Source organism: Rhizobium azibense, assembly GCF_004342325.1.
Classification (GTDB): Bacteria; Pseudomonadota; Alphaproteobacteria; order Rhizobiales; family Rhizobiaceae; genus Rhizobium; species Rhizobium etli_B.
This window is the reverse complement of the sequence record NZ_SMBJ01000013.1, coordinates 68,925-93,338: the sequence shown is the minus strand read 5'-3', so window position 1 is coordinate 93,338 and position 24,414 is coordinate 68,925. Positions and strand designations below refer to the sequence as shown.

General features: G+C 58.9%; 24 protein-coding genes and 1 pseudogene. 20 read left to right on the top strand and 5 right to left on the bottom strand.

Annotated elements, in window-relative coordinates; genetic code table 11:
- The first annotated feature begins 130 nt into the window (after window positions 1-130).
- The 6 genes from EV130_RS28110 to tnpC all read left to right on the top strand — a co-directional run bounded on the left by EV130_RS28110 (window position 131) and on the right by tnpC (window position 9,862).
- The gene (locus tag EV130_RS28110; RefSeq protein WP_008534397.1) at window positions 131-1,096 is read left to right on the top strand and encodes a helix-turn-helix transcriptional regulator; all 966 of its coding nucleotides are present in this window, start codon (window positions 131-133) and stop codon (window positions 1,094-1,096) included.
- 292 nt (window positions 1,097-1,388) lie between these two features.
- The gene (locus EV130_RS28105) at window positions 1,389-3,650 is read left to right on the top strand and encodes a methyl-accepting chemotaxis protein (protein ID WP_008534399.1); all 2,262 of its coding nucleotides are present in this window, start codon (window positions 1,389-1,391) and stop codon (window positions 3,648-3,650) included.
- Between the two features lie 175 nt (window positions 3,651-3,825).
- Window positions 3,826-6,624 (top strand): sensor domain-containing protein, encoded by a 2,799-nt coding sequence (locus tag EV130_RS28100; protein WP_004671498.1) that lies wholly within the window; start codon window positions 3,826-3,828, stop codon window positions 6,622-6,624.
- A 785-nt stretch (window positions 6,625-7,409) separates the two neighbouring features.
- Complete coding sequence (gene tnpA / locus EV130_RS28090; protein WP_004675073.1) at window positions 7,410-7,817, top strand: IS66-like element accessory protein TnpA; 408 nt, start codon at window positions 7,410-7,412, stop codon at window positions 7,815-7,817.
- Window positions 7,818-7,834: 17 nt separating this feature from the next.
- Window positions 7,835-8,161, top strand: a complete 327-nt coding sequence (tnpB, locus tag EV130_RS28085) for an IS66 family insertion sequence element accessory protein TnpB (RefSeq protein ID WP_010030703.1) — start codon at window positions 7,835-7,837, stop codon at window positions 8,159-8,161.
- Between the two features lie 45 nt (window positions 8,162-8,206).
- A complete protein-coding gene (gene tnpC, locus EV130_RS28080) occupies window positions 8,207-9,862 on the top strand; it encodes an IS66 family transposase (protein ID WP_018247155.1) in 1,656 nt (551 codons plus the stop codon).
- Between the two features lie 73 nt (window positions 9,863-9,935).
- Here the strand turns inward: tnpC and groEL are convergent.
- A pseudogene (groEL, locus tag EV130_RS33605) lies at window positions 9,936-10,158 on the bottom strand (chaperonin GroEL); the annotation flags it as partial.
- Window positions 10,159-10,452: 294 nt separating this feature from the next.
- Between groEL and EV130_RS28070 the strand changes: the two are divergent.
- Window positions 10,453-11,373: an ArdC family protein gene (locus tag EV130_RS28070; RefSeq protein ID WP_004673402.1), complete on the top strand. Its 921-nt coding sequence runs from the start codon at window positions 10,453-10,455 to the stop codon at window positions 11,371-11,373.
- A gap of 110 nt (window positions 11,374-11,483) precedes the next feature.
- On the opposite strand, the gene EV130_RS28065 is transcribed toward EV130_RS28070, so the two are convergent.
- Both EV130_RS28065 and EV130_RS28060 read right to left on the bottom strand, forming a co-directional pair.
- Complete coding sequence (locus EV130_RS28065; protein WP_016737443.1) at window positions 11,484-11,666, bottom strand: hypothetical protein; 183 nt, start codon at window positions 11,664-11,666, stop codon at window positions 11,484-11,486.
- A 768-nt stretch (window positions 11,667-12,434) separates the two neighbouring features.
- Window positions 12,435-12,806 (bottom strand): hypothetical protein, encoded by a 372-nt coding sequence (locus tag EV130_RS28060; protein WP_004673403.1) that lies wholly within the window; start codon window positions 12,804-12,806, stop codon window positions 12,435-12,437.
- A 98-nt stretch (window positions 12,807-12,904) separates the two neighbouring features.
- On the opposite strand from EV130_RS28060, the gene EV130_RS28055 reads away from it, so the two are divergent.
- The 13 genes from EV130_RS28055 to virB11 are packed head-to-tail and all read left to right on the top strand — an operon-like array spanning window position 12,905 to window position 23,032.
- Window positions 12,905-13,441: a hypothetical protein gene (locus tag EV130_RS28055; protein ID WP_018446357.1), complete on the top strand. Its 537-nt coding sequence runs from the start codon at window positions 12,905-12,907 to the stop codon at window positions 13,439-13,441.
- 3 nt (window positions 13,442-13,444) lie between these two features.
- A complete protein-coding gene (locus EV130_RS28050) occupies window positions 13,445-14,086 on the top strand; it encodes a lysozyme family protein (protein ID WP_004673406.1) in 642 nt (213 codons plus the stop codon).
- 14 nt (window positions 14,087-14,100) lie between these two features.
- The gene (locus EV130_RS28045) at window positions 14,101-14,400 is read left to right on the top strand and encodes a TrbC/VirB2 family protein (RefSeq protein ID WP_004673407.1); all 300 of its coding nucleotides are present in this window, start codon (window positions 14,101-14,103) and stop codon (window positions 14,398-14,400) included.
- Between the two features lie 5 nt (window positions 14,401-14,405).
- Window positions 14,406-14,744, top strand: coding sequence for a VirB3 family type IV secretion system protein (locus tag EV130_RS28040; RefSeq protein WP_018247156.1), 339 nt, complete (start codon window positions 14,406-14,408; stop codon window positions 14,742-14,744).
- Entirely contained in the window at window positions 14,737-17,103 is a 2,367-nt protein-coding gene (locus EV130_RS28035; protein WP_004673411.1) for a VirB4 family type IV secretion/conjugal transfer ATPase, read from the top strand. The genes EV130_RS28040 and EV130_RS28035 overlap by 8 nt, the downstream gene beginning before the upstream one ends.
- The gene (virB5, locus tag EV130_RS28030) at window positions 17,100-17,801 is read left to right on the top strand and encodes a P-type DNA transfer protein VirB5 (protein WP_004673414.1); all 702 of its coding nucleotides are present in this window, start codon (window positions 17,100-17,102) and stop codon (window positions 17,799-17,801) included. Before EV130_RS28035 ends, virB5 begins: the two co-directional genes overlap by 4 nt.
- Complete coding sequence (locus tag EV130_RS28025) at window positions 17,798-18,031, top strand: EexN family lipoprotein (protein WP_004673415.1); 234 nt, start codon at window positions 17,798-17,800, stop codon at window positions 18,029-18,031. Before virB5 ends, EV130_RS28025 begins: the two co-directional genes overlap by 4 nt.
- Before the next feature lie 2 nt (window positions 18,032-18,033).
- Window positions 18,034-18,966 carry a TrbL/VirB6 family protein gene (locus EV130_RS28020; protein ID WP_004673418.1) on the top strand — a complete coding sequence of 311 codons (933 nt, stop codon included), beginning with the start codon at window positions 18,034-18,036 and terminating at the stop codon, window positions 18,964-18,966.
- Between the two features lie 39 nt (window positions 18,967-19,005).
- On the top strand, window positions 19,006-19,287 hold the full coding sequence (locus EV130_RS28015; RefSeq protein WP_004673420.1) for a hypothetical protein: 282 nt from the start codon (window positions 19,006-19,008) through the stop codon (window positions 19,285-19,287).
- 1 nt (window position 19,288) lies between these two features.
- Entirely contained in the window at window positions 19,289-19,960 is a 672-nt protein-coding gene (locus tag EV130_RS28010; protein WP_004673422.1) for a VirB8 family type IV secretion system protein, read from the top strand.
- The gene (gene virB9, locus EV130_RS28005) at window positions 19,957-20,814 is read left to right on the top strand and encodes a P-type conjugative transfer protein VirB9 (RefSeq protein WP_004673424.1); all 858 of its coding nucleotides are present in this window, start codon (window positions 19,957-19,959) and stop codon (window positions 20,812-20,814) included. The genes EV130_RS28010 and virB9 overlap by 4 nt, the downstream gene beginning before the upstream one ends.
- Window positions 20,815-20,822: 8 nt before the next feature.
- A complete protein-coding gene (virB10, locus tag EV130_RS28000) occupies window positions 20,823-21,995 on the top strand; it encodes a type IV secretion system protein VirB10 (RefSeq protein ID WP_004673426.1) in 1,173 nt (390 codons plus the stop codon).
- Window positions 21,996-22,003: 8 nt separating this feature from the next.
- Complete coding sequence (gene virB11 / locus EV130_RS27995; protein WP_004673428.1) at window positions 22,004-23,032, top strand: P-type DNA transfer ATPase VirB11; 1,029 nt, start codon at window positions 22,004-22,006, stop codon at window positions 23,030-23,032.
- Between the two features lie 326 nt (window positions 23,033-23,358).
- On the opposite strand, the gene EV130_RS33600 is transcribed toward virB11, so the two are convergent.
- Window positions 23,359-23,652: a hypothetical protein gene (locus EV130_RS33600; RefSeq protein ID WP_004673430.1), complete on the bottom strand. Its 294-nt coding sequence runs from the start codon at window positions 23,650-23,652 to the stop codon at window positions 23,359-23,361.
- On the bottom strand, window positions 23,642-24,163 hold the full coding sequence (locus EV130_RS27985; RefSeq protein WP_018247157.1) for a MerR family transcriptional regulator: 522 nt from the start codon (window positions 24,161-24,163) through the stop codon (window positions 23,642-23,644). The genes EV130_RS33600 and EV130_RS27985 overlap by 11 nt, the downstream gene beginning before the upstream one ends.
- Window positions 24,164-24,414: the final 251 nt, after the last annotated feature.

The window sequence follows — 24,414 nt, the reverse complement described above, 5'->3', positions numbered from 1 at the left end:
GACTGCGTCGAATTCACGGCGAGGACTGGCCGCGACAAGTCAATTGCCCTGTCCGCCTGTCGTTAGCGATAGGCGGGCCTCATGCTTGAATACCGTTTCGGGAAGGAAGTGATGATGTGGAGAGTTGAGAGTGTCCCCCTCTAAGATTGACCATTTCTCGCTCAAAGGTACCTGCAGCGAGGAACTCGCGGCAGCGCTTTCGAGGCTTTCCCCGCAATCTGAAGCGCATGTACATGGCGATAAGACGATCGCCTACGATGTACATGCGATTACCAATGGTCCGATTGCAGTTATTGCCGCGCACTACGAGGGCGACCTAACCGTCCAGCACCGGGGACCGGCGGAGGCAAACATCATCATGCTTCCACTACATGGGCGATCGGTCGTTACCGTTGACGGCAGACAAATCCCGTCAGAGGGAACGCGGGGCGTTTTCGTGAACAGTATGTCGGCGAGTACGACCCAATTCATTGGGCCCAGGAAACATTTGGGGCTTAGGATCGCCCATGATGAGCTGACGCGCCGTTTGGGATGTCGGCTCAATACGCCAATAAGAGGCAGCCTCGATTTTTCGCCAGAAATCGACCTATCGGTCGGGTTCGGCTCCCTTTTGGTTCAACTGGTACCAGTGCTGTATGCTGGATTACGAGACGGAACCCTCCTTCAATCACCGATAGCACTTCATCACCTCACTGAAACGACGATGGAGCTTTTGATCGAAGCTGCGCAGCATCGCTACTCATCTGAGTTATGCCGCGTTGCTGAATCACCCTTACCCAAGGCCGTTAAGCGGGCGGTCGACTATATGCGTGCCAATATTACTCGGCCGCTATCTCTTGAGGAAATCGCAACGGCTTGTGGCGTAAGCCGACGCACTCTTCAAAGCGGTTTTCGCAACTTTCGGAATACGACCCCTCTGGCATTCCTGCAGCACCTACGGTTGGAATTAGTGCATCAGGAACTGATGACAGGCGAACCTGGCCTCTCGGTCACGCAGGTCGCTCTGAAATGGGGCTTCGTGCATAGAGGCAGATTTTCTGCGGACTATCGCAAGCGCTATGGGGTACTTCCCTCGGAAACATTGCGTATATCATAAGCAGATTGCGCCGACCGAGCTACGATCAGCCGGCACGCTCGACCGTCCTCAAGGCTTGCAGCAACAGCACTCTCCAGAAAAGCCGACTGCCTCGGCCCAAGATCTGTCTTGCAGATGATCCCCTGAACGCGACGATGTTCCGATCTGCGCAACGCAGTTCAAGACCACTACAGGGGTTAATCTTATAGTAATTATGCCGAGGTCATCTCACACATAGCGGTCAATGTCGCAATGTTCTGGACCGCGTCGCTAATGGAAGCCGGTGTAATTTATAGTCGTCTATGAGGAACATATGTCGAGACTGCCGCTATCTCTACTTTTAATGATTTTGGCAATTATCCCGTTGACGGCGTTCGTAATCATCGGAGTATCAACATCACTGGGATATTACCGAGAATACTCTACCTTCCGCAGCGCACAAACAACGCAGCGACTTGGGCGGGAAGGCGGATTCCTCGCCCAAGCTATAGCGGCGGAAGCGTTTGCAGGCGCCGACGTGCGTCGGGCAAAGCAAGCTGCATCGGACAGGGCTTTTACAGCGGTCTTTTCCGCTTACGACTCTTGGAAAAAGGCATTCGACGATCCGGCCATAGAACGGGCGGTACAGATCATTCGTGAAAGGCGGGACAATATCGATAGCTTCCGCCGGCGCGTCGATGACGGAACGGCTAGCGAGGCGGAGGGAGCTGTTGCTTTGCGCCCAGCTGCCCTTGCGGGCTTGGAGCTCGTCCGTCGCACTGGGGCGACTGTCAATGATTTGGATTTAGCACGCCAAATTACCGGTTTTCACGCGCTCATGCAGATCACGGAAGCTAGTTTGCTGGAGATCAGGCCCGGCCGAGCCTACGTCAAAAATTCAGCCATGTCCGTCGATCTATTTTCGTCCCTCTTACAGTCAAAAAATCTAAAGCAGCTTTATGTGCCTGCGATGCAGGAATTTCTCCCCGCCGATCTCGTCAAATCTTATGACGACTTCGAGGCCAGCGCCGCAGGCAAGTTCATCGCGGGCGTTCGCGATCAGATGTATGCAAACCAGCCGGGCGTTTCCTTCCCCCCCGAGACGTTGGATCGATGGAATGAAATCACCCAACAGCGGGCTGCTTTGTTGACCGCACTCATTATGCGCACCGGCGACGAGTTGGACGAGATGGCATTTCAGCGTTACGCCGATCTTCGCAATGCCTTTATCGGCTACTCCGGCGCCACGCTTCTGATCATGTCTACGGTACTCATTTTGTGCATTTCGGTCGTTCGGAGAATTTCAAGCTCCATTCGGACTCTGACAAGCCGAATGAAGGCACTCGCAGAAGGCGATACGTCGGCGCCGGTGCCCTTGACGATCCGACGCGACGAGATCGGGGACATGGCGCGTTGCCTTGAGTTTTTCCGCGGCGCGGCCATACAGAAAAGTAACCTGGAGACATCCGCGGAAGCTGAGCGCATTCGTTCTGACCAAGAGAAGCTGGATATTCAGGTAAGGGCGGAAAAAGAAGCAGAAGAGCGCCTCATCCGAGCGACGACGGCATTGGCAACCGGGTTGAAGCGGATGGCGGATGGAGACTTGATTTATGAAATTGAGGAGCCGTTAGCGCCACAGTTTGAAAGTTTGCGCAGGGATTTCAACGCTTCCATTCGTCAGCTCCGGGACGTGCTTGTTACCGTCGGCCATTCAGTCGAAACGGTCACGAATGGCAGCTCGGGCGTCTCGGCCGCATCTGAAAATCTTTCAAGACGCACGGAGCAGCAGGCGGCTTCGCTCGAGGAAACTGCAGCGGCGTTGGAGGAGATAACCGTCAACGTTGCATCGACCACGAAGAGGACGGCTGAGGCGCGCGGAGCCGTCCAACAGATGCGAGATCATGCGGAAATGTCCGGTCGGGTTGTACGCGATGCTATCGGCGCCATGAATCGCATTGAAAACTCCTCCAAGCAGATTTCCCAGATCATCAGCGTCATCGACGCGATCGCCTTCCAAACGAACCTCCTGGCGCTGAACGCCGGCGTCGAAGCAGCGCGTGCTGGCGACGCGGGAAAAGGCTTTGCGGTTGTTGCCCAGGAGGTCAGGGAGCTTGCACAGCGCTCAGCGACAGCGGCAAAAGAAATCAAGGATCTCATCGGCAATTCAGCTCTTGCCGTCGACGAAGGCGTAAGGCTCGTGAGTGAAACCGGATCGGGCCTGAGAACGATTGAAGAGCTTGTGCAGGATGTAAATCTTCATATGGACGCAATCGCAACGGCCTCCCAGGAACAATCGTCGGGCCTGCGCGAGATCAACGGCGCGGTTAACCATATGGACCATGCCACTCAAGAAAATGCGAGCATGGTCGCGGAGATGAATACTGCAGGATCGCACCTCGCTCAAGAGAGCCAAAGCCTAGCCGCACTGTTGAAACATTTCCACTTCAAAGACGAGAGCGGGAAGCCACAGAAGGTCACGGGCGAACTTGGGAAGAGCTTCCCGCCCGGTCAGACAATGGTTGACCGCGGAGACTATCCGATGCGCCGTGGTAACCTGGTGCTCGCGCCTTCGAATGATGATTGGCAAGCGTTCTAAATGATATGGGCGGCGTCGCCGACCACATGCAAATACACGTCTTTGATGATTCTGAATGAGAGCGATATCCCGGTGGGGTAGCGGCATGGTACTCCGCCAAATGACTTGTGCGGTCCTAACAAAATGCTGGCTTGACGCATGATTGCTCAGCCACGTGACAAAGCAGGACAGGCACATGAAACACGTACGTCAATCGGAACGCACATCCCGCCCCGAACAGCCTGTGGAAGTGCAGATGCCGACTGATGCTCAAATCGACCAGGGGCGTGGAGCCTTCCGCAACGCGGTCAATGCCAGCCCTCCGCTTGCCACGGGCACGGCCCCGCCATTTTCGGAAGCCTCCGTTGTCCGGCCATCGCACGGTCACGACGCAGATGTCGCAAGTCTGAAGCAACCGTTTGAGAAGGCTTTCCGGGCGAATCCGCGGCATCCTGCGACAAACATCGACTTGCCATTCAACGCCGAAGAGATGTCCAGTGCCGTCGTACTCGACGCGATCCCGTTACCCGTCTTCTTCAAAAACAGAGATGGGATACACCTTGGTTGCAACAGGGCCTTCGAAAGCTTCTCCGGCCGCTCAAAGGGAGATATTATCGGAAAAACCGTTTTCGATTTGGTGCCCGCACCCATAGCCGAGACGTATGCCGCGTTGGACGAGGCGCTTTTTGCAAATGGCGGTGTTCAGCAATATGAAGCAAAGGCCACCACCGAGAATGGTGGTGTCGTTGATCTTTTACTCAGCAAGACCGCAATCACTGATATCGCTGGTAACAGGATCGGCTTGGTTGGCGCGATGTTGGACATCACAGAGCGAAAACGTGCGGAGCATGATCTCAAAGAGGCTCTTGAATTCGCAGAGGGAATTATTGCCGCCATTCCTGACGTTCTGTTCGAGGTAAATGCCGACGGTCGCTACCTGCAGGTCTGGGCAAGGAATCAGGAGATCCTGGCGCAGCGAAAAGAAGTGCTGCTCGGCAAGCTTGTCCGCGATGTGCTCCCTCCAGATCAGGCCGACATCGCTATGCTGGCTCTTGAAGAAGCCGATGAAACCGGCGCCTCCTACGGTCGTTGTGTCCGTATAGCCCTACCAAACGGCGAATCCCGTTGGTTTGAACTGTCGGTCGCAAGGCGACCAAGCAGCAATCACTCAACCGTCACTTTTCTGGTGTTATCTCGCGATATTACCGAACGAAAGCACGCCGAGGGCACGACTATTGAAGCTCGGGCTCGCCTCCTAAGTGTCCTGCAGACCATTCCGGATATGGTATGGCTGAAAGACGTAACAGGCAAATATCTGTTGTGCAATCATGCCTTCGAAGAATTGGTCGGCAAGGCAGAAGCGGAAATCGTCGGGAAAACGGATTATGACCTGTTTACTCCCGAACTCGCCCAGTTTTTTCGTGACAAGGATGAGGAGGCCATGCAAGCCGGCCGTATTCTCATCAATGAGGAACGGTTTACCGCTCACGAGGACGGTCGATCAACGCTTTTGGAGACTCGTAAGGTTCCGGTATTCACGGGGGGAAAGCTGATGGGGATCCTCGGCGTCGCCCGCGATATCACCGAACTGGACACGTCCCGTAAGAAAATCCATCAGATGGCATTCTACGATTCTCTGACCGGCCTGCCTAACCGGACACTTTTCAATGAACGGCTACGCGAGATGATCGGGGACGCGGCTTCGGCGGGCCAGCGAGCCGGGGTGATGCTGATCGATATGGACCATTTCAAAGCGATCAATGACACTATGGGACATCCCGTCGGTGACGAGTTGCTGCGGCAGGTGGCGACACGCATGAAAAAAGGCGTCCGTGCCAGCGACACCGTGGCGAGACTCGGTGGAGATGAATTTGCAGTCTTGCTGCCCAATGTTCAGGACAATGACGATTTGGCTCAAATTGCCAGCAGAATGCTTGCCGCATTCGGCGAACGCTTCATGCTTTCCGACAGGGAGATCTTTGTATCCTGCAGCATCGGGATATCGGTATTTCCAAATGACGGCGACGCTCCCGACGATTTGGTGAAATATGCGGATTCTGCGATGTATTTGGCGAAGCGCTCGGGGCGTAGCAACTTCCGCTTCTACTCAAAGGATCTCACGATTGGGGCTGAAAAGCGCCTAGCGCTAGAATCAGACCTACGCCTAGCTTTGAAACATGAGCAACTTGAACTCCATTATCAGCCAAAGGTCCTATTGGACAACGGAAAGGTGATCGGTTCAGAAGCACTGCTACGATGGCATCATCCGAAGATGGGAATGATCCCTCCGGGAGAATTCATAGGTGTCGCCGAGGAAACGGGATTGATCATCGATCTTGGACGATGGGTGCTGCATGAGGCGTGTTGCACGGCTGCCGTCATGAATGCAGATGGACTGCCCCCGCACAAGATTGCGATAAATTTGTCTCCTAAGCAGTTTCAATGCCCGCGTTTGTCGCAAACGGTGGCGGACGTATTGCAGGAAACCGGTTGTCGTGCGGAGTGGATCGAGGTTGAAATAACTGAGAGTCTCCTGCTCCATAACTGCGAGGGCGTTTCGACGACACTCTCTCAATTGCATGCGAGCGGAATTTCCATAGCGATCGATGATTTCGGCACCGGCTACTCATCTCTGAGCTATTTGGCTAACTTTCCCATTGATACCCTCAAAATTGACCGGTCATTCATCAATCGATCCGACAAGCGAAGTAGAGAACTGGTCAAGGCAATTCTCTCAATTGCGCGCTGCCTAGGGCAAAATGTAGTCGCTGAGGGCGTGGAGACGGTCGATCAAGAAAAATTCTTGGCTGAAAGCGGCTGCGCTGTGGCACAGGGGTTCTACTATAGCAAGCCCATCCCGAAGTCCGAACTTCTCGCTGCAAACGCAGTGCTCGAGTTCTCTCGCGGTGATTCCCATCTTACGCCGATGCCCGCAGAGGAAGGGGTGGCACTCATGCGCTTGCCTCCCGCATCTGTTGGGACCCGAACCGCGTGAAGCCTACGGCTAACAGCGCGCAGGATCCACGCCACCTGCGGCGCTGTTTATACCGCACTCATCCAACGGAAGCCCAAACTACTCTGGGCGATTGGATAAAACGCGGACCAATAGGAACTACTTAAAACTTCAGGTGCTTTGATGTTCCGAAATATGCAGGCCCTGTACCGAATTGCGCGACGAAACATACGTTGACGTGTTTTCGCTTTCGATTGCCATTGCAAAGACTTGCCCAGTACAATCTACTATTCTGCGTCAATATCGTCAAAAGCATAACCGTGCAAAAGCTCATCCCATTTCCCCATCCGAATAGAAGTTCTGCGGATTTGAAAAGTTCAACTGCGAATTCGAATGGCTCCGGACATTTCGACATCATCCAATCGCTGAAATCGGAACTTCACGATTTGGCTAGTGCCGTAAATCAGTTGGAGGCGCTATGTGAGTCATACCGATCCCAAGCTGATACGTGCTCGCAACCTGACTGAACGACTGAGCGTCCGCGCTTGTCATCGTATTCCCTATGACCCTCTCTGGGCGTGGCGGCCAGTGGTTCGTTGAATCTTGCCAAACGTTCCCGGATCCCACCACTTCCCGAACACGGGAGCTTCAATTCGATCAACTCGAAACTTTCGGCCATTTGAACGGGTGGCGGAAAAAAACGCCAGCGATTGCGCCGTGATTTCGTAATGGTTCTGCCTATTTGCTGAGTAAGCCCACGGTGAAGGCCGTCTTGCGATAGAGGGCTTCTGACTGCCAGTCCTAGTGGTAACACTAGGAGTAGTCATATGACGAAGCATCCAATTGAGGTGATCACGTCTGTAGAGCGCCGTCGGCGCTGGTCACGCGAAGATAAAGAGCGCCTTGTCGCTGCATGCTTTGAGCCAGACGCGGTCATCTCCGAGATTGCCCGCGCGGCCGGCATCCATGTCAGCCAGTTGTTCCGTTGGCGCAAAGAGCTTTGCCGGATCGAGGAGCCAAGGTCTGATACGGCGACTTTGGTGCCGGTGATCGTATCCGAGGCCGCTTCGACAGTCTCTCCCGTTCAACCGGAATCGCCCACCACATCCCACCCTCGTCGGAAGCGTAGCGATGTGACAATCGAGCTTGGACGGGGTCGGCGCGTGCGCGTGGATAGCGACATCGATACGGATGCCCTTGGCCGGATTCTCGATTGCGTGCTGGGGCTGCGATGATTCCGGTTCCGAGTGGCGTGAAGGTCTGGCTGGCGACAGGCCACACCGATATGCGAAAGGGCTTCCCCGGTTTGTCGTTGATGGTGCAGGAGGCGCTGAAGCGCGACCCGATGTGTGGACACCTGTTCGTATTCCGCGGCCGCGGTGGCGGTCTGATCAAGGTGATCTGGCATGACGGCCAGGGCGCTTGCCTGTTCACGAAGAAGCTGGAGCGCGGCCGCTTCATCTGGCCATCAGCGGCCGATGGCACGGTGGTGATCACGCCTGCGCAGCTCGGTTATCTGCTGGAAGGTATCGACTGGCGGATGCCGCAAAAGACCTGGCGGCCGACGTCGGCCGGATAAGCAAAAACACTGGAATGACAGGGTCGAATATGATTCCATCCTGTCATGAGCAATGCGACCGAAGAGCTTCCGGACGACCTTGCCAGTGCGCTTGCACTGCTGGCCCAGGAACGCGCTCGACGTGTCGCAGCCGAAGCAGAAGCAGCGACCTCCAAGGCAGAAGCCGCCAGCGCAAAGGCACTCGTATCGCATTCCGAGGCGCTGATCGCGCGGCTGAAGCTGGAGATCGACAAGGTTCGCCGTGCACTCTACGGCAGCCGGTCCGAGCGCAAGGCGCGGCTCCTGGAGCAGATGGAACTGCAGCTCGAGGAGTTGGAAGCGGACGCCGGTGAAGATGAACTGGCGGCGGAGATCGCAGCCAAAGCTTCAGCCGTCAAAGCCTTCGAGCGCAAGCGTCCGTCACGCAAGCCCTTTCCCGAACACCTGCCGCGTGAGCGCGTCGTAATCGCCGCTCCCACGAATTGCGCCTGTTGTGGATCGGTTAAACTGTCGAAGCTTGGCGAAGACATTACCGAGACCTTGGAAGTCATCCCGCGTCAGTGGAAGGTCATCCAGACGGTGCGGGAGAAGTTCACCTGCCGCGAGTGTGAGAAGATCACGCAGTCACCCGCACCCTTCCATGTGACACCCCGCGGTTTTGCCGGGCCGAACCTGCTGGCGATGATCCTGTTTGAGAAGTTCGCCCAGCACCAGCCGCTCAATCGCCAGAGCGAGCGCTACGCCCGCGAGGGCGTCGACCTCAGCTTGTCGACGCTGGCCGATCAGGTTGGAGCATGTGCCGCGGCGTTGAAGCCCATTCACTCCCTGATCGAGGCGCATGTCCTTGCTGCCGAACGTCTGCACGGCGACGACACGACCGTGCCTATCCTGGCCAAGGGAAAGACCGATACGGGCCGCATCTGGACCTATGTCCGGGACGATCGGCCGTTCGGAGGGCTCTCTCCGCCGGCGGCCCTTTACTATGCCTCGCGGGACCGACGGCAGGAGCATCCGGAGCGCCACCTGAAGACCTTCAACGGCATTCTGCAGGCGGACGCCTATGGCGGCTACAATCCGCTGTTCAAGGTTGATCGCGATCCAAATCCTCTAAGGCAGGCGTTTTGTTGGGCACACTCGCGGCGTAAGTTCTTCGTGCTCGCCGACATCGCCGCAAATGCCAAGCGTGGAAAGAATGCCGCGCCGATCTCGCCTATGGCGCTCGAAGCCGTCAAACGGATCGACGGCCTGTTCGATATTGAGCGCGAGATCAACGGGCTTACGGCCGATCAACGCCTGGAGCGTCGCCGGAGAGACTGTCTGCCACTCGTCGATGATCTGCAGGTCTGGCTTCAAACCGAGCGGGCAAAGCTCTCACGCAGTTCTCCGGTGGCGGAGGCGATCGACTACATGCTCAAGCGCTGGGATGGCTTCACATCATTTCTGCAGGACGGCCGGATTTGCCTGACGAATAATGCGGCAGAGCGAGCGCTCAGAGGCTTTGCGCTCGGCAGAAAATCCTGGCTCTTCGCCGGATCAGACCGCGGTGCAGATCGTGCGGCCTTCATGGCCACATTGATTATGACGGCAAAACTCAACGACATCGATCCGCAGGTGTGGCTGGCCGACGTTCTTGCCAGCATCGCTGATACGTCGATTACCAGGCTGGAGCAGTTGCTTCCGTGGAATTGGACGCCGCCGACCGTCAACGCTCAAGCGGCCTGACCTGCGGCCTTCACCGGAGGCTTACTTTGCTGAAGGCGGTCGGCCGATTGGAATGCTCCATCAGACCTCAACTTACCGGCAGCAAGGACTGCAGGTTCGATAGCTTCTTTTCGTGGATGAGGATATACGGATCCTCGAACTCTACCCGCATCTTGTCCTGGTTGGCGACGAAGTAGGGGCTGAGGTACGGGTCGAATGCATGCGCGCGAAGACTACGAGTTTGGTCTCGGCGGTCTTGGCTTCCTCGACGAAATGGCACTCTCGTTGCTAACCTTCTCCATTGCGTCGACGAGGAACGGCCGCGCAAGGTCGATGCCACGCTTCGGGTCCATCGATTCATCCCGGACGCTCCCGCCTTGCGTAATAGACTGGATTTTTCATTTCTGCCTGGGTTTCAAACCTGTCTCGCCGTGGTGTTGCTGCATCCCGTCCTGCCCCGGCTTTTGGTCCTGCCAGGCTCGCGCTGCCCGCAACGGCTTTGCCGTCCTTCACTTCGTTGCGGCCCTGCGGGTGCTGGCCGCACTTGCAGCCTGGCTTTTGGACCGCCGTAGCAGGTCGCGATGGCCGCGACCTCGAACGGAGGTTCAGAGATGAACAGGCAGCAATCCAATCAACGATCCGATATCTACAGCCGCATCACCACCAAGATCATCGCCGATCTCAAACAGGGCGTCCGTCCATGGACCAAGCCATGGACGACGGGAGGCTGGACAGCCGAGGTCAGCCGGCCACTGCGCCACAATGGCCAACCCTACACCGGCATCAATGCTCTGCTCCTCTGGTCTGAAGCCATCGCCCGCGGCTTTGCATCACCAAGGTGGATGACGTTTCGCCAGGCAATCGAGCTCGGCGGCGCCGTCCGCAGGGGCGAAACCGGCACGACCGTCGTCTTCGCCAGCTCTTTCATCCGCGCCGAGACGACGGAGACAGGCGCCGAAATCGAACGCGACATCCCCTTCCTCAAAACCTACACCGTGTTCAACACCGACCAGATCACCGGCCTTGATGGCCTTGCCCATTCCATCGCGCCTGACCAGGATTGGATGAGCCGCATCGGTGCTGCCGGCCGCTTCTTTGCCAATACCGGCGCCCTGATCCGCCATGGAGGATCGGCGGCCTATTATGCTGCTGCCCGTGACTACATCCAGATGCCGTGCTTCGACGCCTTCCGGGACGATGCATCCTATGTCGCCGTTCTCAGTCACGAGATGACGCACTGGACCGCTGCACCGCGAAGGCTCGATCGGGATCTCAGCCGCTATGCGAAAGACAGGAGCGAACGCGCCCGCGAAGAGCTCATTGCCGAACTCGGCAGCTGCTTTCTCTGCGCCGATCTTGGTATCGTCCCCGAGCTCGAACCACGCCCCGACCATGCAAGCTATCTCGATGACTGGCTCAAGGTTCTCGGCAGCGACAAGCGTGCCATCTTTTCAGCGGCAGCTCATGCCCAGCGCGCGGTCGACTATCTGCATGACTTGCAGCCGGACCTCAACGAGGAGGAGGCGGCGTGAGCCGTCTCCTTCTTAGCCACCCGGACGCCGCCCACTGCCGCGACCCGACGGCCGCAAGCTCCTATCCCGCGAACCGGCGTCTAAAATCGTCAGGCATTGACCTCGCGCAGCTAGTGGGGCGTGTTCACCGGCATATTGAAGTGACGCGCGAAGTATTCCGACGGCGTCGTCATGCGGCCCGTGGTGAGAACCAGCGCATCCCCTCGACCGTCGATGCTGAAAATCACGCGACTGTGCAGGCTTGCAACCTCCTCCGGCAGATCCTCCCTTAGCATCGCGATGGCGGAAGCCATCGTCCGCCGAGGGCGAACGAGAACGATGTCCCGCGCGAACGAGTCGTCGTGCGTAGCATCGAGAGAAGCGTTGATGACAGCGGGTCGTCGGATGATCTATTTGGAACTAGCAAAAAATATTGCTTTGATAAATTTGCGCTGACAGCTTTGGCCGCGGCCTCAACACGAGCGGGTGCCTGCAGCCGCTGGCGCGCATTGGAAAGATGGAGGCGGACGGTTTGAATGGATAAGTTTCAGTCTCCTATGGATAGCACCGTCACTATCGCCGTCGGATAAAAGCTGCAAACAACGTCTTTCCTGTTTCGTCAGATCCTGCCTGGGATTAGCGATCTCTCCGTCCAAACGCGTTGGACCCGTTCATGAAATCTGTTTTCGCTTGGCGCGTAATGCCGGATAGACACTGGAGAGCCAACCATCGGCGCCCTCACCGGTAGGTCATGTTCCAGCCGAGTTCGCCGGTGCGCAACGCGCTCCATATGCTGAGCGGCGACGGAGATAGGGAACGCACGGGCGGGGGCAGTCGGTCCCGCCTCCCTTGACGGCCGCTATGCTGAGGCTCCTGCGGCTGCCCTTGTTCCGCCCTTAGCGTGGCGAGAATTCCCGAAATCCGCCTCACGGCGCCGCTATGCTGATTTCTCCGATACTCTTCATTGTTTGATTGCAACCCGCCTGCGGACGGGTTGCCTGATCGTCCCTGATGACTACCGGCAGCCATGCGATCGGGCTGGCGGATGATTCGCATCTCACTCCATTAAAGCCGAAGATCAGTCAGTTTAACCCCGCCTCCTGGCTGGCGCGGAAAGAGCTCAGCTTGCTCAGGAGGTCCTGAGAGATCTCGAATTGCCGCGCCGTCCCCCGGCCCATGGCGTTCTTCCCCATCGTCTCCACCAGCATTCCCCGCTTTACCAAAAGGTCGACCGTCTCCTTCACACCGCTGCGTGTTAGCTCGGTAATCTCAATTATATTAGAGAGGGTTAGCTTCTGATGGGCCTGAGTCATCGTATAGAGGATCGTCATCATGCCGATCTGCTTCAGCCTCGCCTGCGGGGTCTCGTCCTCCAGCGGATGGTCGAGGATCTCATGGAGAATGAGTCCCGAGAAGGCAAGGTTGTGCCATTGCGTTTTAATCGCGCTTGTCATGTCATTTAACTATGTTATATACGACAGTATAAACGCGGGCAGGCAGATTGAGTCTCCCGAAACGCAATAGGGCGCCATCGTCTCGAAGGATCCTGTTCATGAAAAGCCTTCTCCTGAATTCACTGCTTACGGTCTGCTTCGTTGCGCCACCCTATCTTATTTTCGGCAGTAAAGCGCGGGCCGAGGATTGGGGATGCCAGGTTATTCTATGCCTTTCCAATCCCGGCGGGCCGACGCAATATGCAGAATGCCGGCCGCCGATCCAGAAGCTGTGGCGGGAGCTTGCCGAGGGGCACTCATTCCCGACCTGTAGCGGCGTCGGTTTTCAGAGTTCGCGGCCTGGCTATGAACCCTATTATTGCGATGCGGGGTACAAGCTCACGACTGATAGCGGTCGCGGCGGTCGGCAAGCAACCTGCGTATCGACATCGCCGCAGCCGGTGAGCAACAGCCTCTGCTGGGATGGGAACGACTATACTTCCCGCGACAATTCGGTCCTGTCGCCACATTGGCAGCGCGTGGACGGGCACCGCCAGTGCATCGGCTATCCGACAACGCGCCCGAATGTGCGATCGCAGCCGCACTATGTCGATGTCACCATCGACGGCGCCGGTAAACAGCGCGTTTGGTATTGACCGATGGGTGCTGCATTCGTCGAAATCGCGCAAACCTGCGCGCCGATGGTTCAGGTGGAGACGCTGGCCGGCATTGTCAGCCTTGAGAGCCGGTTTCAGCCCTTCGCCATCCGCATCAACAGCGGCCCACCACTCGCTGCTCAACCCGCATCGAAGGCGGAGGCGATCGAGGTCACGACGTCTCTGATTGCCGATCACCAGGATATTCAGATCGGGCTCGGCGGTATCGCGATAGAGGCGCTTCAAAAATTGAAGCTATCCGTCGCCGACGCCTTCGATCCCTGCATGAACCTCAAGGCCACGGCTACGCTTCTCGACGGATACTACCGCGCCGCATTACGCGCGGGGGATCCGGCTCAGGCCGAAAGGGTGATGCTCCAGTCCTATTATGGCCGCGATGATCGATCCCTCGGCGCCATGGTCAAATATGACGAGCAGGTACGCCAGGAAGTAAAGCAGTTATCGCCGACGCTTGCCTCGCTCACCATCGGCGAACGAGGTGACCAGGCCGGGTCTGGCGTGCCGACGCAAGATGAGGCGCCGCCGGCGCTTGCGAAACAATCCTCCCAAACCGCTGAGGCCGCATCCTGGGATGTTTTCAGCTCAGGGCGGCGATCCACGGTTCTCGTTTTCCAGAATGATTGATCGGAGCAAAGTGAATGATCTCCAAAGCCAGCCTTCGCCCCTTTGCCGCATCCACGCTGATGGCGGCCGCCATTGTCATCTGCCTGGTCGAGCCGGCCTTCGCCCAGGCCGCCGGCATCGAAACCGTGCTGCAGAACATCGTCGACATGCTGACCGGCAATATCGCCCGTCTGCTGGCGGTCATCGCCGTCATCATCATCTGCATTGCCTGGATGTTTGGCTACATGGATTTGAGGCGGGCCGGCTTCTGGATTATCGGGATCGGCGGCATTTTTGGCGCCACCGAGCTGGTCAACACCATCGTCGGAGGCTGACGGGCATGGCAAACGCTCCCAGCCTCGAAGAAGACATCCTGTTCCTCGCCTGCACCCGCCCGGCGACGATCGCAGGCGTGACGATGGAGGCGATGGGCGTCAACATCATGCTGACGACCATTCTCTACATCACAGCGGGGTCGATCGCCTATGCGCTGATCGGCGTCGTCTTCCACGTCGTGTTCCGGGCGCTCGTCAAGCACGACCACAACATGTTTCGGATCCTGATTGCGTGGATCGAAACCCGTGGCCGCTCCCGCAATGCCGCCTATTGGGGCGGCGCCACGCTCTCGCCTCTGACGCTCACCCGACGTTATGACGAAAGGGATCTCAGCTTTGTCTAACATTGCGACGCTCCGGTCGCGCGAGCTCGGGCCGGAAACCTTCATCCCCTATGTCAGGCATGTCGACGAGACGACCATTGCGCTCGAATCCCGAGCGTTGATGACGATGATCGCTCTCGACGGCGTTTCCTTCGAAACTTCGGACGTCAGGGACCTCAACGACCTGCACCGCAGCCTGAACACGCTCTATCGCAATATCGCTGACGAGCGGCTGGCGCTCTGGACGCATCTGGTGCGCCGCCGCGACAATGCTTATCCCGAGGGACGCTTCGCCAATCCCTTCTCCGACGGTCTGAACGCGCGATACCGCGAGCGCATGGTGAGGGAAGATCTGTTTCGCAACGATCTTTACCTCACCCTTGTCTGGCATCCCGGCCGGGATCCTGCCGAAAAGGCGGCCAAGCTTCTCTCCCGGCTGCGCAAGGCCCGCCGATCCGATACCGAGCTCGACGGGCAGGCCCTGAAGCATCTGCGTGACCGCGTGGCGGATGTCGTCGCCGGCCTGAAGCGCTTCGAGCCGCGGCTGCTCACCCTCCACGAACAGGACGGGATCCTGTTCTCCGAGCCGAGCGAAGTGCTCCACCAGATCGTCGGCGGCCGGCGGGAGCCGATCCCATTGACGGAGGGACGAATTTCCTCGGCAATCTATTCCGACCGGGTCATTTTCGGGCGCGAGACCGTCGAGATCCGTCACGAGGCCGACAGCCGCTATGCCGGCATGTTCGGCTTCAAGGAATATCCGGCGACGACGCGCAGCGGCATGCTCGACGCTATCTTGACCGCACCTTTCGAGCTTATCCTGACGCAGTCCTTCGCTTTCACCTCAAAGGCCGATGCCCGCACGATCATGGGCCGCAAGCAGAACCAGATGGTCAGCGCCGGCGACAAGGCGGCCTCACAGATCGAGGAACTCGGCGAGGCGATGGACGATCTCGAATCCAATCGCTTCGTTCTCGGGGAACATCATCTTGCGCTTGCCGTCTTCGCGCCCTCGGTCAAGGAACTGACTGATCACATGGCGAAAGCGCGGGCCTATCTCACCAGCGGCGGCGCGGTCGTCGCCCGCGAGGATCTTGGGCTCGAGGCTGCCTGGTGGGCGCAAGTGCCGGGCAATTTCCGCTACCGGGCGCGCTCGGGAGCGATCACGTCGCGCAACTTCGCAGCCCTTGCTCCCTATCATTCCTATCCGGCGGGCAAGAAGGACGGCAACGAGTGGGGACCGGCGGTCGCCATGCTCAAGACCGCGTCCGGCTCGCCCTTCTATTTCAACTTTCATCACGGCGATCTCGGCAACAGTTTCGTCTGCGGTCCGTCGGGTGCCGGCAAGACGGTGCTCTTGAATTTCATGCTGTCCCAGCTCGAAAAGCATGACCCGCATATGGTCTTCTTCGACAAGGACCGTGGCGCCGATCTCTTCGTGCGGGCGGCCGGCGGCACCTATCTGCCGCTGAAGAATGGTGTCGCCACCGGCTGCGCGCCGGTGAAAGCACTGGAATTCACTGCGGAAAACAAAGTATTCCTCACCGGTTGGATCGCCAAGCTGGTCCGATCCGGATCTGGCGAATTGTCGATCACCGAGTTGCGCGACATCACCTCGGCGGTCGACGGGGTGGCGGACCTGCCGGTGGAGCGTCGCTCCATCGGCGCCCTGCGCACCTTCCTCAACAACACCGATCCCGAGGGCATTGCCGCACGTCTCCGACGATGGGAAAAGGGCGGCCCGCTCGGCTGGGTATTCGACAACGAGGCTGACGATATCGGCATCGGCGCCAGGTTCATCGGCTACGACATGACCGATTTCCTCGACAATGAGGAGATCCGCACGCCGTTGATGGCCTACCTGTTCTATCGGATCGAGCAGCTGATCGACGGGCGTCGCATCATCATTGTCATCGACGAGTTCTGGAAGGCGCTGCAGGACGAAGGCTTTCGTGATCTCGCCCAGAACAAACTCAAGACGATCCGCAAGCAGAACGGTCTCATGCTGTTTGCGACCCAGAGCCCGCGCGATGCCATCGTCTCGCCGATCGCCCACACGATCATCGAGCAGTGCCCGACACAGATCTTTCTTCCGAACCCGCGCGGCGACCGCGCCGACTATGTCGACGGCTTCAAGCTGACGGAGCGCGAATTCGAGCTCGTCTCGCGCGAACTCTCCGTCGAGAGCCGCCGGTTCATCGTCAAGCAGGGGCACAACAGCGTTGTCGCCGAGCTGAACCTCAACGGCTTCGACGACGAACTTGCCATCCTCTCCGGCCGGACCGCCAATGTCGAGCTTGCCGATGCTATCCGTTTGGAGATCGGCGAGGGACGGGAGGACTGGCTTGCCGTGTTTCATCAGAGGAGGAAGACAGCATGATCCGAACAGGAACGATGCGGCCATTGTTTGTATCGGCCGCTCTTTTGGCGTCGGCGATGCTAGCATCGGCGCAGGGCATCCCCGTCATCGATCAGACATCGATCGCCAAGCAAATCGAGAGCATCGCGCAGCTGAAGTCCCAGCTCGACGCCTTGAACCAGCAGCTCCAACAAGCCCAGCAGCTCTACGGCTCGCTGAACAAGATCACCAACATGGCCGACGTCGCCAACCTGCTGAACGATCCGTCGATCCGCAAGGCGCTTCCGCAGGACTTCAACGCGATCGAGGGGCTGTTCAAAGGTTCCGGCAGCGGCGTCTTCGGTAGTTCCGCTTCCAAATTCGTTCAAGACAATTCCACCTACCGCACCGATGCCGACGATTTCTATGCGCAGGAACTGTCGCGCATCCAGAACCAGAACGCCGGGCAGATGAGCCTCGGCCGGCAGATCTACGATGCGGCGACCAAGCGCATCGGCGGCATCGATGAGCTTCGCCAGAAAATCTCCGGTGCTGCCGACGCCAAGGACATCGCCGATCTGCAGGCCCGCCTCCAGGCCGAGACCGCCTTCTTGCAAGCCGACGTCCTGCGCATGCAGGGCCTGCAGATGGTCCAGCAGGCTCAGGTGCAGGTCGATGACCAACGCAAGGCTGAGGACTGGCGCAAGCGAATGGACACGATGGGAGCGGCGCTGAAATGAAGTGGCTTCTTTCTAGCGCGGCCATGCTTTTACTGGCGGCCTGCTCCCCACAGGCGGATAAGATTTACACCGTCGATGAGCTCATGGCGGACGATGGTCTGCTCGCTAGGATTATCGGCGAATGCCGTAACAATCCCGGAGAACTCCGCGATACGCCCAATTGCCGCAACGCCGAGGCAGCCGACGGCAAGCTGCGGCTGGAGCGGATGGGCAAATCGTTGGGAGGCTGACGATGTATCAGGTCTTCAGCTTCGTCGACGGACAGTTCAAGACACCGCTGGAAAACTTCATTTCCTCCGGCACCTCGAATATCGCCAACTGGGTCAGCGGCCCGCTGACGGCGGCACTCACCCTCTATGTCGTGCTCTACGGCTATCTCGTCCTGCGCGGCTCCGTGCAGGAACCGATCCTCGAATTCGCCTTCCGGGCGATGAAGCTCGCCATCATCGTCATGCTGGTGAGGAACGCCGGCGACTATCAGACCTACGTCACCAATATCTTCTTCGATGCGCTGCCGCGCGAAATCTCGCAGGCGCTGAATTCGGGCACGGCGCCGAGCGCGTCGACCTTCGACAGCCTGCTCGATAAGGGCCAGAAATGCGCCAAAGAGATATGGTCGCGGGGCTCCTGGCCTATCGATATCGTCACCGGCGTGGGCGGCCTACTGGTTATCGGCGGAAGCTTTCTTGTCGCGGCGATCGGTTATATAGTTTCGCTCTATGCCCGGCTGACGCTTGCCATCGTGCTGGCAATAGGTCCGATCTTCATCGCGCTCGCCATGTTCCAGTCGACCCGCCGGTTCACCGAATCCTGGATCGGCCAGCTCGTCAATTTCGTCATCCTTCAGGTCCTGGTCGTTGCCATCGGCTCGCTGCTGATCACCTGCATCGATACGACGTTTACGGCGATCGAAGGTTATAGCGACGTGCTGATGCGGCCGATCGCGCTCTGCGCCATTTGCGTCGCCGCACTCTACGTCTTCTACCAACTGCCCGGCATTGCTTCGGCTCTTGCGGCGGGCGGGGCGTCGCTCACCTACGGCTACGGCGCCGCCCGCGATGCGCACGAAAGCACGCTCGCCTGGGCGACATCCCACACAGTCAGAGCGGTCGGCCGCGGCGCGCGTTCCGTCGGCCGCCGCCTGACGCCAGGCCGGACCGAATGACGGTCACCAACGCTTCAGACAATTGAACAGGTTTTTTCGATGCTTCGTATCGTTTTGTCGTTTTTGCTGACCGCCGGTCTCGTAGGCTGCGGTTCGATTTCCCACCCGCTACCGAAATGTGATGGTTATTCCCGCCGGCCGCTGAACCGCGCCATGTGGCAATGGCAGGACAGTGGAGGCGAGCAGCCGGCGACCCGGGCCGTTCCCGCTGAGCCGACCAGTCACGCCGCCGCCTATGTGCCGGAACCATCTTCAGCCACACCGGCCGCTTTCGCGCATTTCGATGTCGCGAGCTCCTACCGTCCATGCGAGGGCGAGTGACATGGTGACCACGGATAACCTCAAAAGTTACTTCGACAAGGCCCGCCGATTCGATCAGGACCGGGTGATCCAGGTCGAGCGCTCCGCCCGCATCGCTTGGTTCATCGCTGCTTGCGCCGGTACGCTTGCTGCCGTTTCCGTCTTTGCCGTTGCCGGCCTCACGCCTTTGAAAACCGTCGAGCCCTTCGTCGTGCGGGTCGATAATTCCACCGGCATCGTCGATGTGGTTTCGGCGCTGACATCGACCGCCGGCACCTACGACGAGGCCGTCACCAAATATTTCGCGGCCAAATATGTCCGTGCCCGCGAAGGTTACGTCTGGAGCGAGGGCGAGGAGAATTTTCGCACCGCGGCGTTGCTATCGGCGCAGCCGGAGCAGACTCGATTTGCCGCAGTCTACCGCGGCAGCAATCCAGACTCCCCGCAGAACATTTATGGCCGCAGTGCCACGTCGCGGATCAACATTGTCTCCATCTCGCTGATCAACGCCAATGTGGCATCCGTCCGCTATATGAGGACGGTGACCCGCGGTGACGAGGTGCGCACGACGCACTGGGTTGCGACCCTGACCTTTTCCTATGCCAATGCCCCGATGTCCTCGACCGACCGGCTGATCAACCCGATCGGCTTCGTCGTCAGCGAATATCGCGCCGATCCGGAGGCGATCAATTGAAACCGCGTTTCCTTCTCCCGCTCATTCTGGTTACCGGTTTCTCTTCGGCGGCGCTCGCCCTCGAGACGCCACGCGGCGCCACGCAGGACAGCCGCATCCGTTTCGTCGACTACCAGCCCTATAACATCACAAAAGTCGTCGGCACGCTCCGGTCTTCCGTGCAGATCGAATTCGCCGCCGACGAGGAAATCGCTCATGTCGCCCTCGGCAACAGCGTCGCCTGGGAGGTGGCGCCGGCCGGCAACATCCTGTTCCTGAAGCCTCGCGAAAATCAGCCGGTGACGAATATCTCGGTCGTGACGACACGACGGGACGGCTCGACCCGCAGCTATCAGATGGAACTCACCGTCCGTGACGGCAGTGTTGAAGCCGGTCAGAACACCTATTTCTATGTGAAATATCGCTATCCCGCTGATGAAGCGGAGCGGCGCCGGCTGGAAGCATCTGCGCGCGCGCAGGCGGCACAAGCCGGCGAGGCCGATCGCGTGCTTGCCCTTCACGAAGCCTATGGACCGCGCAACTGGCGTTATTCGGCGCAAGGGTCCCAGGCGCTCGAACCGCAAGCGGTCTATGACAACGGCAAGGTCACGACCTTCGCCTTTGCCGGCAACCAGGAAATGCCGGCGATCTATATGGAAAACTCCGACGGCAGCGAAAGCCTGGTTCCGAAGTCAGTCGACGGCAATCTCGTCCTCGTTCACGCGATCAGCCGCAAGTTCATACTGCGCCGTGGCGGCGACGTGCTTTGCGTCTTCAACGAAGCCTACGATCGCGTCGGCACCAATCCCGAGACTAACACGACGTCACCATCGGTCGAGCGCGTCGTCAAAGTGCCGCCCGGCGCGGCGCAATAGGAGGCGTTATGGCCGAGGAAGAGATTACCCAGATTCCGGGCGAGCGCGCCGAGACGTCGGCCGGCGGCCGGCTCGACAATAACCCGATCCTCAAACGCGGCGCTGTCGCCTTGGCGATCGTCGTCTTTGTCGCGTTCGCTCTCTGGTCGATGCGAGGGCAGGACAAGCCGTCAGACGGTGCCCAGCCGGAGCGCGTTGTCATCCGGCAGACATCGGATTTCGAACCGGCGAAGGAGCCACAGCCGGTGGCGACACCGCCGCAGGTCCAGCTCCCGACGCCTGTCGCCGCCGAGCAGGCGCCGACCGACGGCGACAAGCTGCTCGATGCTGCCCGCCGTGCGCCGGTCATCGCCTATGGCGGCGAGAAATCGCCGGCAACGCGGCGGCAGGATCAGGGCGAGGCGTCGGATCAGGCCTCGAATTACGTGCCGCTCGGCGCCAATCCCGGCGGCTTCGCCTCGCAGGGCGAAAACGATGACCAGCGCTTCGACCGCTTGCTGACACCGACGCAATTGCAGGGATCGCGTGCCGGCACGTTGGGCAATCGTGATTTCATCGTCGCAATGGGGACATCCATTCCTTGCGTTCTCGAGACCGCGCTCTCCTCCGATCAGCCAGGGTTCACGAGCTGCGTCATCAACCGGGACGTTCTTTCAGATAACGGCCGCGTTGTGCTGATGGAAAAAGGCACGCAGATTGTCGGTGAATATCGCGGCGGTATTCGGCGTGGACAAAAGCGCCTGTTCGTTCTCTGGAACCGGGCGAAGACGCCGAAAGGCGTGATCATCACTTTGGCTTCGCCCGCAACCGACGCGCTTGGCCGGGCCGGCATCGATGGTTATGTGGACACCCATTGGTGGGAGCGTTTTGGCAGCGCGATGCTCCTGTCGATCGTCGGCGACGCCAGCTCTTATGCCAGCAGCCGGCTGCAGGACAGCGATGTCGACGCGCAAAACACCACCAGCGCCGGTCAGCAGGCGGCGGCGATCGCCGTCGAGCAATCGATCAACATTCCGCCGACGCTCATGAAACATCAGGGCGAGCTGGTTTCGATCTTCGTCGCACGCGACCTCGATTTCTCCACCGTCTACCGGCTTCGTGTGACCGAGCCCCGCAACCGCATCTACGACCGTGCTGCGCTTGGGGATTTCAGCCCCTCCTCGAAGCTCGTGACGAAATAGGTTCGGCAATGACTGAAGCTGCCGACTCCGGCGTCGTGCGCGAACTGCTTTCGCCGCTATCACGCTTTCTGCGTGACAAGACCCTCTACGAGGTCATCGTCAACCGGCCGGGACAGGTCGTCACGGAGGGGAGGGAGGGATGGCAGACCTATGAGATGCCCGAACTCTCATTCGACAGGTTGATGCGTCTCGCCCGCACGGTCGCGAGCTTCTCCAATCAGTCGATCGACGAGACGCGGCCGATCCTGTCGGCGACCCTGCCGGACGATGAGCGGATCCAGATCGTCATCCCGCCGGCAACGACGAAGGGAACCGTCAGCATCACCATCCGCAAGCCGTCCTCTGTGTCGCTGACCCTCGAGGATCTCGATCATGGAGGATTGTTCGCCGATGTCGCGCCTGTCGAAAGCGACGGGAGACGATTGGACCAAAGGCTGTTGGAATACTATCGGATCGGCGCCTACAAGGCGTTTCTGCGGGAGGCGGTGTTCGCAAGGAAGAACATCATCATCTCCGGCGCCACGGGGTCGGGAAAGACGACGCTGTCGAAAGCGCTGATCCGCCACATCCCGCAAAATGAGCGGATCATTTCCATCGAGGACACACCGGAACTGGTGGTCCCGCAGCCCAACCATGTTCGGCTCTTTTACTCCAAGGGCGGGCAGGGTCTCGCCAAGGTCGGCGCGAAGGACCTGCTCGAATCCTGCCTGCGCATGCGGCCCGACCGTATCCTGCTGCAGGAGCTGCGTGACGGGACGGCATTCTACTACATCCGCAATGTCAACTCCGGCCATCCTGGCTCCATCACCACGGTCCATGCCGACTCCGCCCGCCTCGCCTTTGAGCAGCTGACTTTGCTGGTCAAGGAGTCGGAGGGTGGTGGGGACCTCGAACGGCACGACATCCGCGAGATGCTGACGATCGCGATCGACATCATCGTCCAATGCAAGCGGATCGACGGCCGGTTTCGGGTGAGCGAGATCTACTATCGAGACGCCGCGACTGACCTCGGCCGCTCTTCGTCGGATCGAGCTTAACGGGTTGCGTCCGGGCCTCTAACAATTCTGTCGGTTTCGACCGTCAGTCCAATTGTGCGGCCTTCTCACGCAGGACCACTGAAAACGCGCGGAGCCCCTGATGGTCCAGTGCATCAATGAATTCGTGAACCGCCGGCACCGTCTTGCGTAAATTCAACCGGGCGCGCCTGATGCTGTCGATCAATGCGCTCTAAAAGGTGGATGGAGGCCCACGAGGAAATTGTCCGGCGATACGCAGGTCACCCCATGAGGCCGAAGCTCCGTGACAGGGAAATCCTTGAGATTCCACGTGACAATCACGGAAGCTTTTCCGGCGATGGCTGCAGCTAAAACATGACGATCATCGGGACCGGTAGCGAGAGGTTGGGGATGAGGATTTGGTGGTTACCGACATCGGCATCGGGCAAAACTTCCTTGATCCGATCACGGGTCGCTTCCAGACGGGAGAAGGGTATCTCGGGTGAGCCGATGGCCAGATTGCGAATCCACTCGGCGTGGATGTCGTCGGTCCAGCGTGCGTCGACGAGACCGTCGAAAGCACACTGGACCAAGACATTGCGTAAATGGAAAGGGTAGAGGACGCAGGCATCGTAGACCGCGACGGGCGGCTTAGAGGCCATGATTGACGATCAGATCCTCTGTGTCCTCGGCCAGCGCGTCGAGGCTTTTCTGGCGAGCATCGAGCTTGGCCTTGAGCGCAAGAACATCCTTCAACTTGGCTCGGCGGTGCTTGCCGACATAGCGGAAGGGCAGATCGCCGCGATCCATGCGCAGCACCACGAGAGGACGTGAGATGCCGAGGATGGTGGAGGCGTCGGTCGGGCTCAATTCCTGATCTTCCGTGAGCACGGCAACACGCTTGCCGCGCAACAGATGATCGAGGAGTGCTTCGACAGGTGCGAAAGCCGAGGCTGGAAGAGAAAGGGTTTGAAGCTGTCCACCTTCGCGGCGAATCCGCAGTTCCAGGTGGTCGCCCTCCGCCAGCTTTGGGATCGGCGCGACGGCCTTGCGGTCGCGATCCGACAATTCGGTAAATTGAAGAACATGGCTGGTCATGGCGAACACCTCTGACCATGTATATAGGGCAAGTCGCTCATAACTGCAATACCTGAAATATCCTCCGCTTTCCATCTCCGATTTCCGGGTGCCATAGGAGCGCGCGGCGAACGAGCTCGACCCGCCAACTTGAAGCGTGGGTTACCGCCAACGGCAAGCGCTCCGCTTCCGATGTGATCGTGCAATGCAAAGGGGCCGCCTCACCAACTATGCAGAAAAATAGGGCCGCTGGAAAACCAGGGCCCTTTAAGGTGTGAAGGTCAATAACCTCCAGAGGGGAACAGCTGATACGATGGCACTGGGAGGAAAACCATCGACTGCATCAA

Excerpts from the sequence above, each read along its gene's own strand:
- virB11 (WP_004673428.1), top strand. The coding sequence starts at position 22,004 with ATGACTGAAGCTGCCGACTCCGGCGTCGTGCGCGAACTGCTTTCGCCG.
- EV130_RS28055 (WP_018446357.1), top strand. The coding sequence starts at position 12,905 with ATGAAAAGCCTTCTCCTGAATTCACTGCTTACGGTCTGCTTCGTTGCG.
- EV130_RS27985 (WP_018247157.1), bottom strand. The coding sequence starts at position 24,163 with ATGGAAAGCGGAGGATATTTCAGGTATTGCAGTTATGAGCGACTTGCC.
- EV130_RS28105 (WP_008534399.1), top strand. The coding sequence starts at position 1,389 with ATGTCGAGACTGCCGCTATCTCTACTTTTAATGATTTTGGCAATTATC.
- EV130_RS28060 (WP_004673403.1), bottom strand. The coding sequence starts at position 12,806 with ATGACAAGCGCGATTAAAACGCAATGGCACAACCTTGCCTTCTCGGGA.
- EV130_RS28070 (WP_004673402.1), top strand. The coding sequence starts at position 10,453 with ATGAACAGGCAGCAATCCAATCAACGATCCGATATCTACAGCCGCATC.
- virB10 (WP_004673426.1), top strand. The coding sequence starts at position 20,823 with ATGGCCGAGGAAGAGATTACCCAGATTCCGGGCGAGCGCGCCGAGACG.
- virB5 (WP_004673414.1), top strand. The coding sequence starts at position 17,100 with ATGATCCGAACAGGAACGATGCGGCCATTGTTTGTATCGGCCGCTCTT.
- EV130_RS28045 (WP_004673407.1), top strand. The coding sequence starts at position 14,101 with ATGATCTCCAAAGCCAGCCTTCGCCCCTTTGCCGCATCCACGCTGATG.
- EV130_RS28050 (WP_004673406.1), top strand. The coding sequence starts at position 13,445 with ATGGGTGCTGCATTCGTCGAAATCGCGCAAACCTGCGCGCCGATGGTT.
- EV130_RS33600 (WP_004673430.1), bottom strand. The coding sequence starts at position 23,652 with ATGGCCTCTAAGCCGCCCGTCGCGGTCTACGATGCCTGCGTCCTCTAC.
- EV130_RS28025 (WP_004673415.1), top strand. The coding sequence starts at position 17,798 with ATGAAGTGGCTTCTTTCTAGCGCGGCCATGCTTTTACTGGCGGCCTGC.
- EV130_RS28020 (WP_004673418.1), top strand. The coding sequence starts at position 18,034 with ATGTATCAGGTCTTCAGCTTCGTCGACGGACAGTTCAAGACACCGCTG.
- EV130_RS28100 (WP_004671498.1), top strand. The coding sequence starts at position 3,826 with ATGAAACACGTACGTCAATCGGAACGCACATCCCGCCCCGAACAGCCT.
- EV130_RS28015 (WP_004673420.1), top strand. The coding sequence starts at position 19,006 with ATGCTTCGTATCGTTTTGTCGTTTTTGCTGACCGCCGGTCTCGTAGGC.
- EV130_RS28010 (WP_004673422.1), top strand. The coding sequence starts at position 19,289 with ATGGTGACCACGGATAACCTCAAAAGTTACTTCGACAAGGCCCGCCGA.
- EV130_RS28040 (WP_018247156.1), top strand. The coding sequence starts at position 14,406 with ATGGCAAACGCTCCCAGCCTCGAAGAAGACATCCTGTTCCTCGCCTGC.
- EV130_RS28065 (WP_016737443.1), bottom strand. The coding sequence starts at position 11,666 with ATGGCTTCCGCCATCGCGATGCTAAGGGAGGATCTGCCGGAGGAGGTT.
- tnpC (WP_018247155.1), top strand. The coding sequence starts at position 8,207 with ATGAGCAATGCGACCGAAGAGCTTCCGGACGACCTTGCCAGTGCGCTT.
- tnpA (WP_004675073.1), top strand. The coding sequence starts at position 7,410 with ATGACGAAGCATCCAATTGAGGTGATCACGTCTGTAGAGCGCCGTCGG.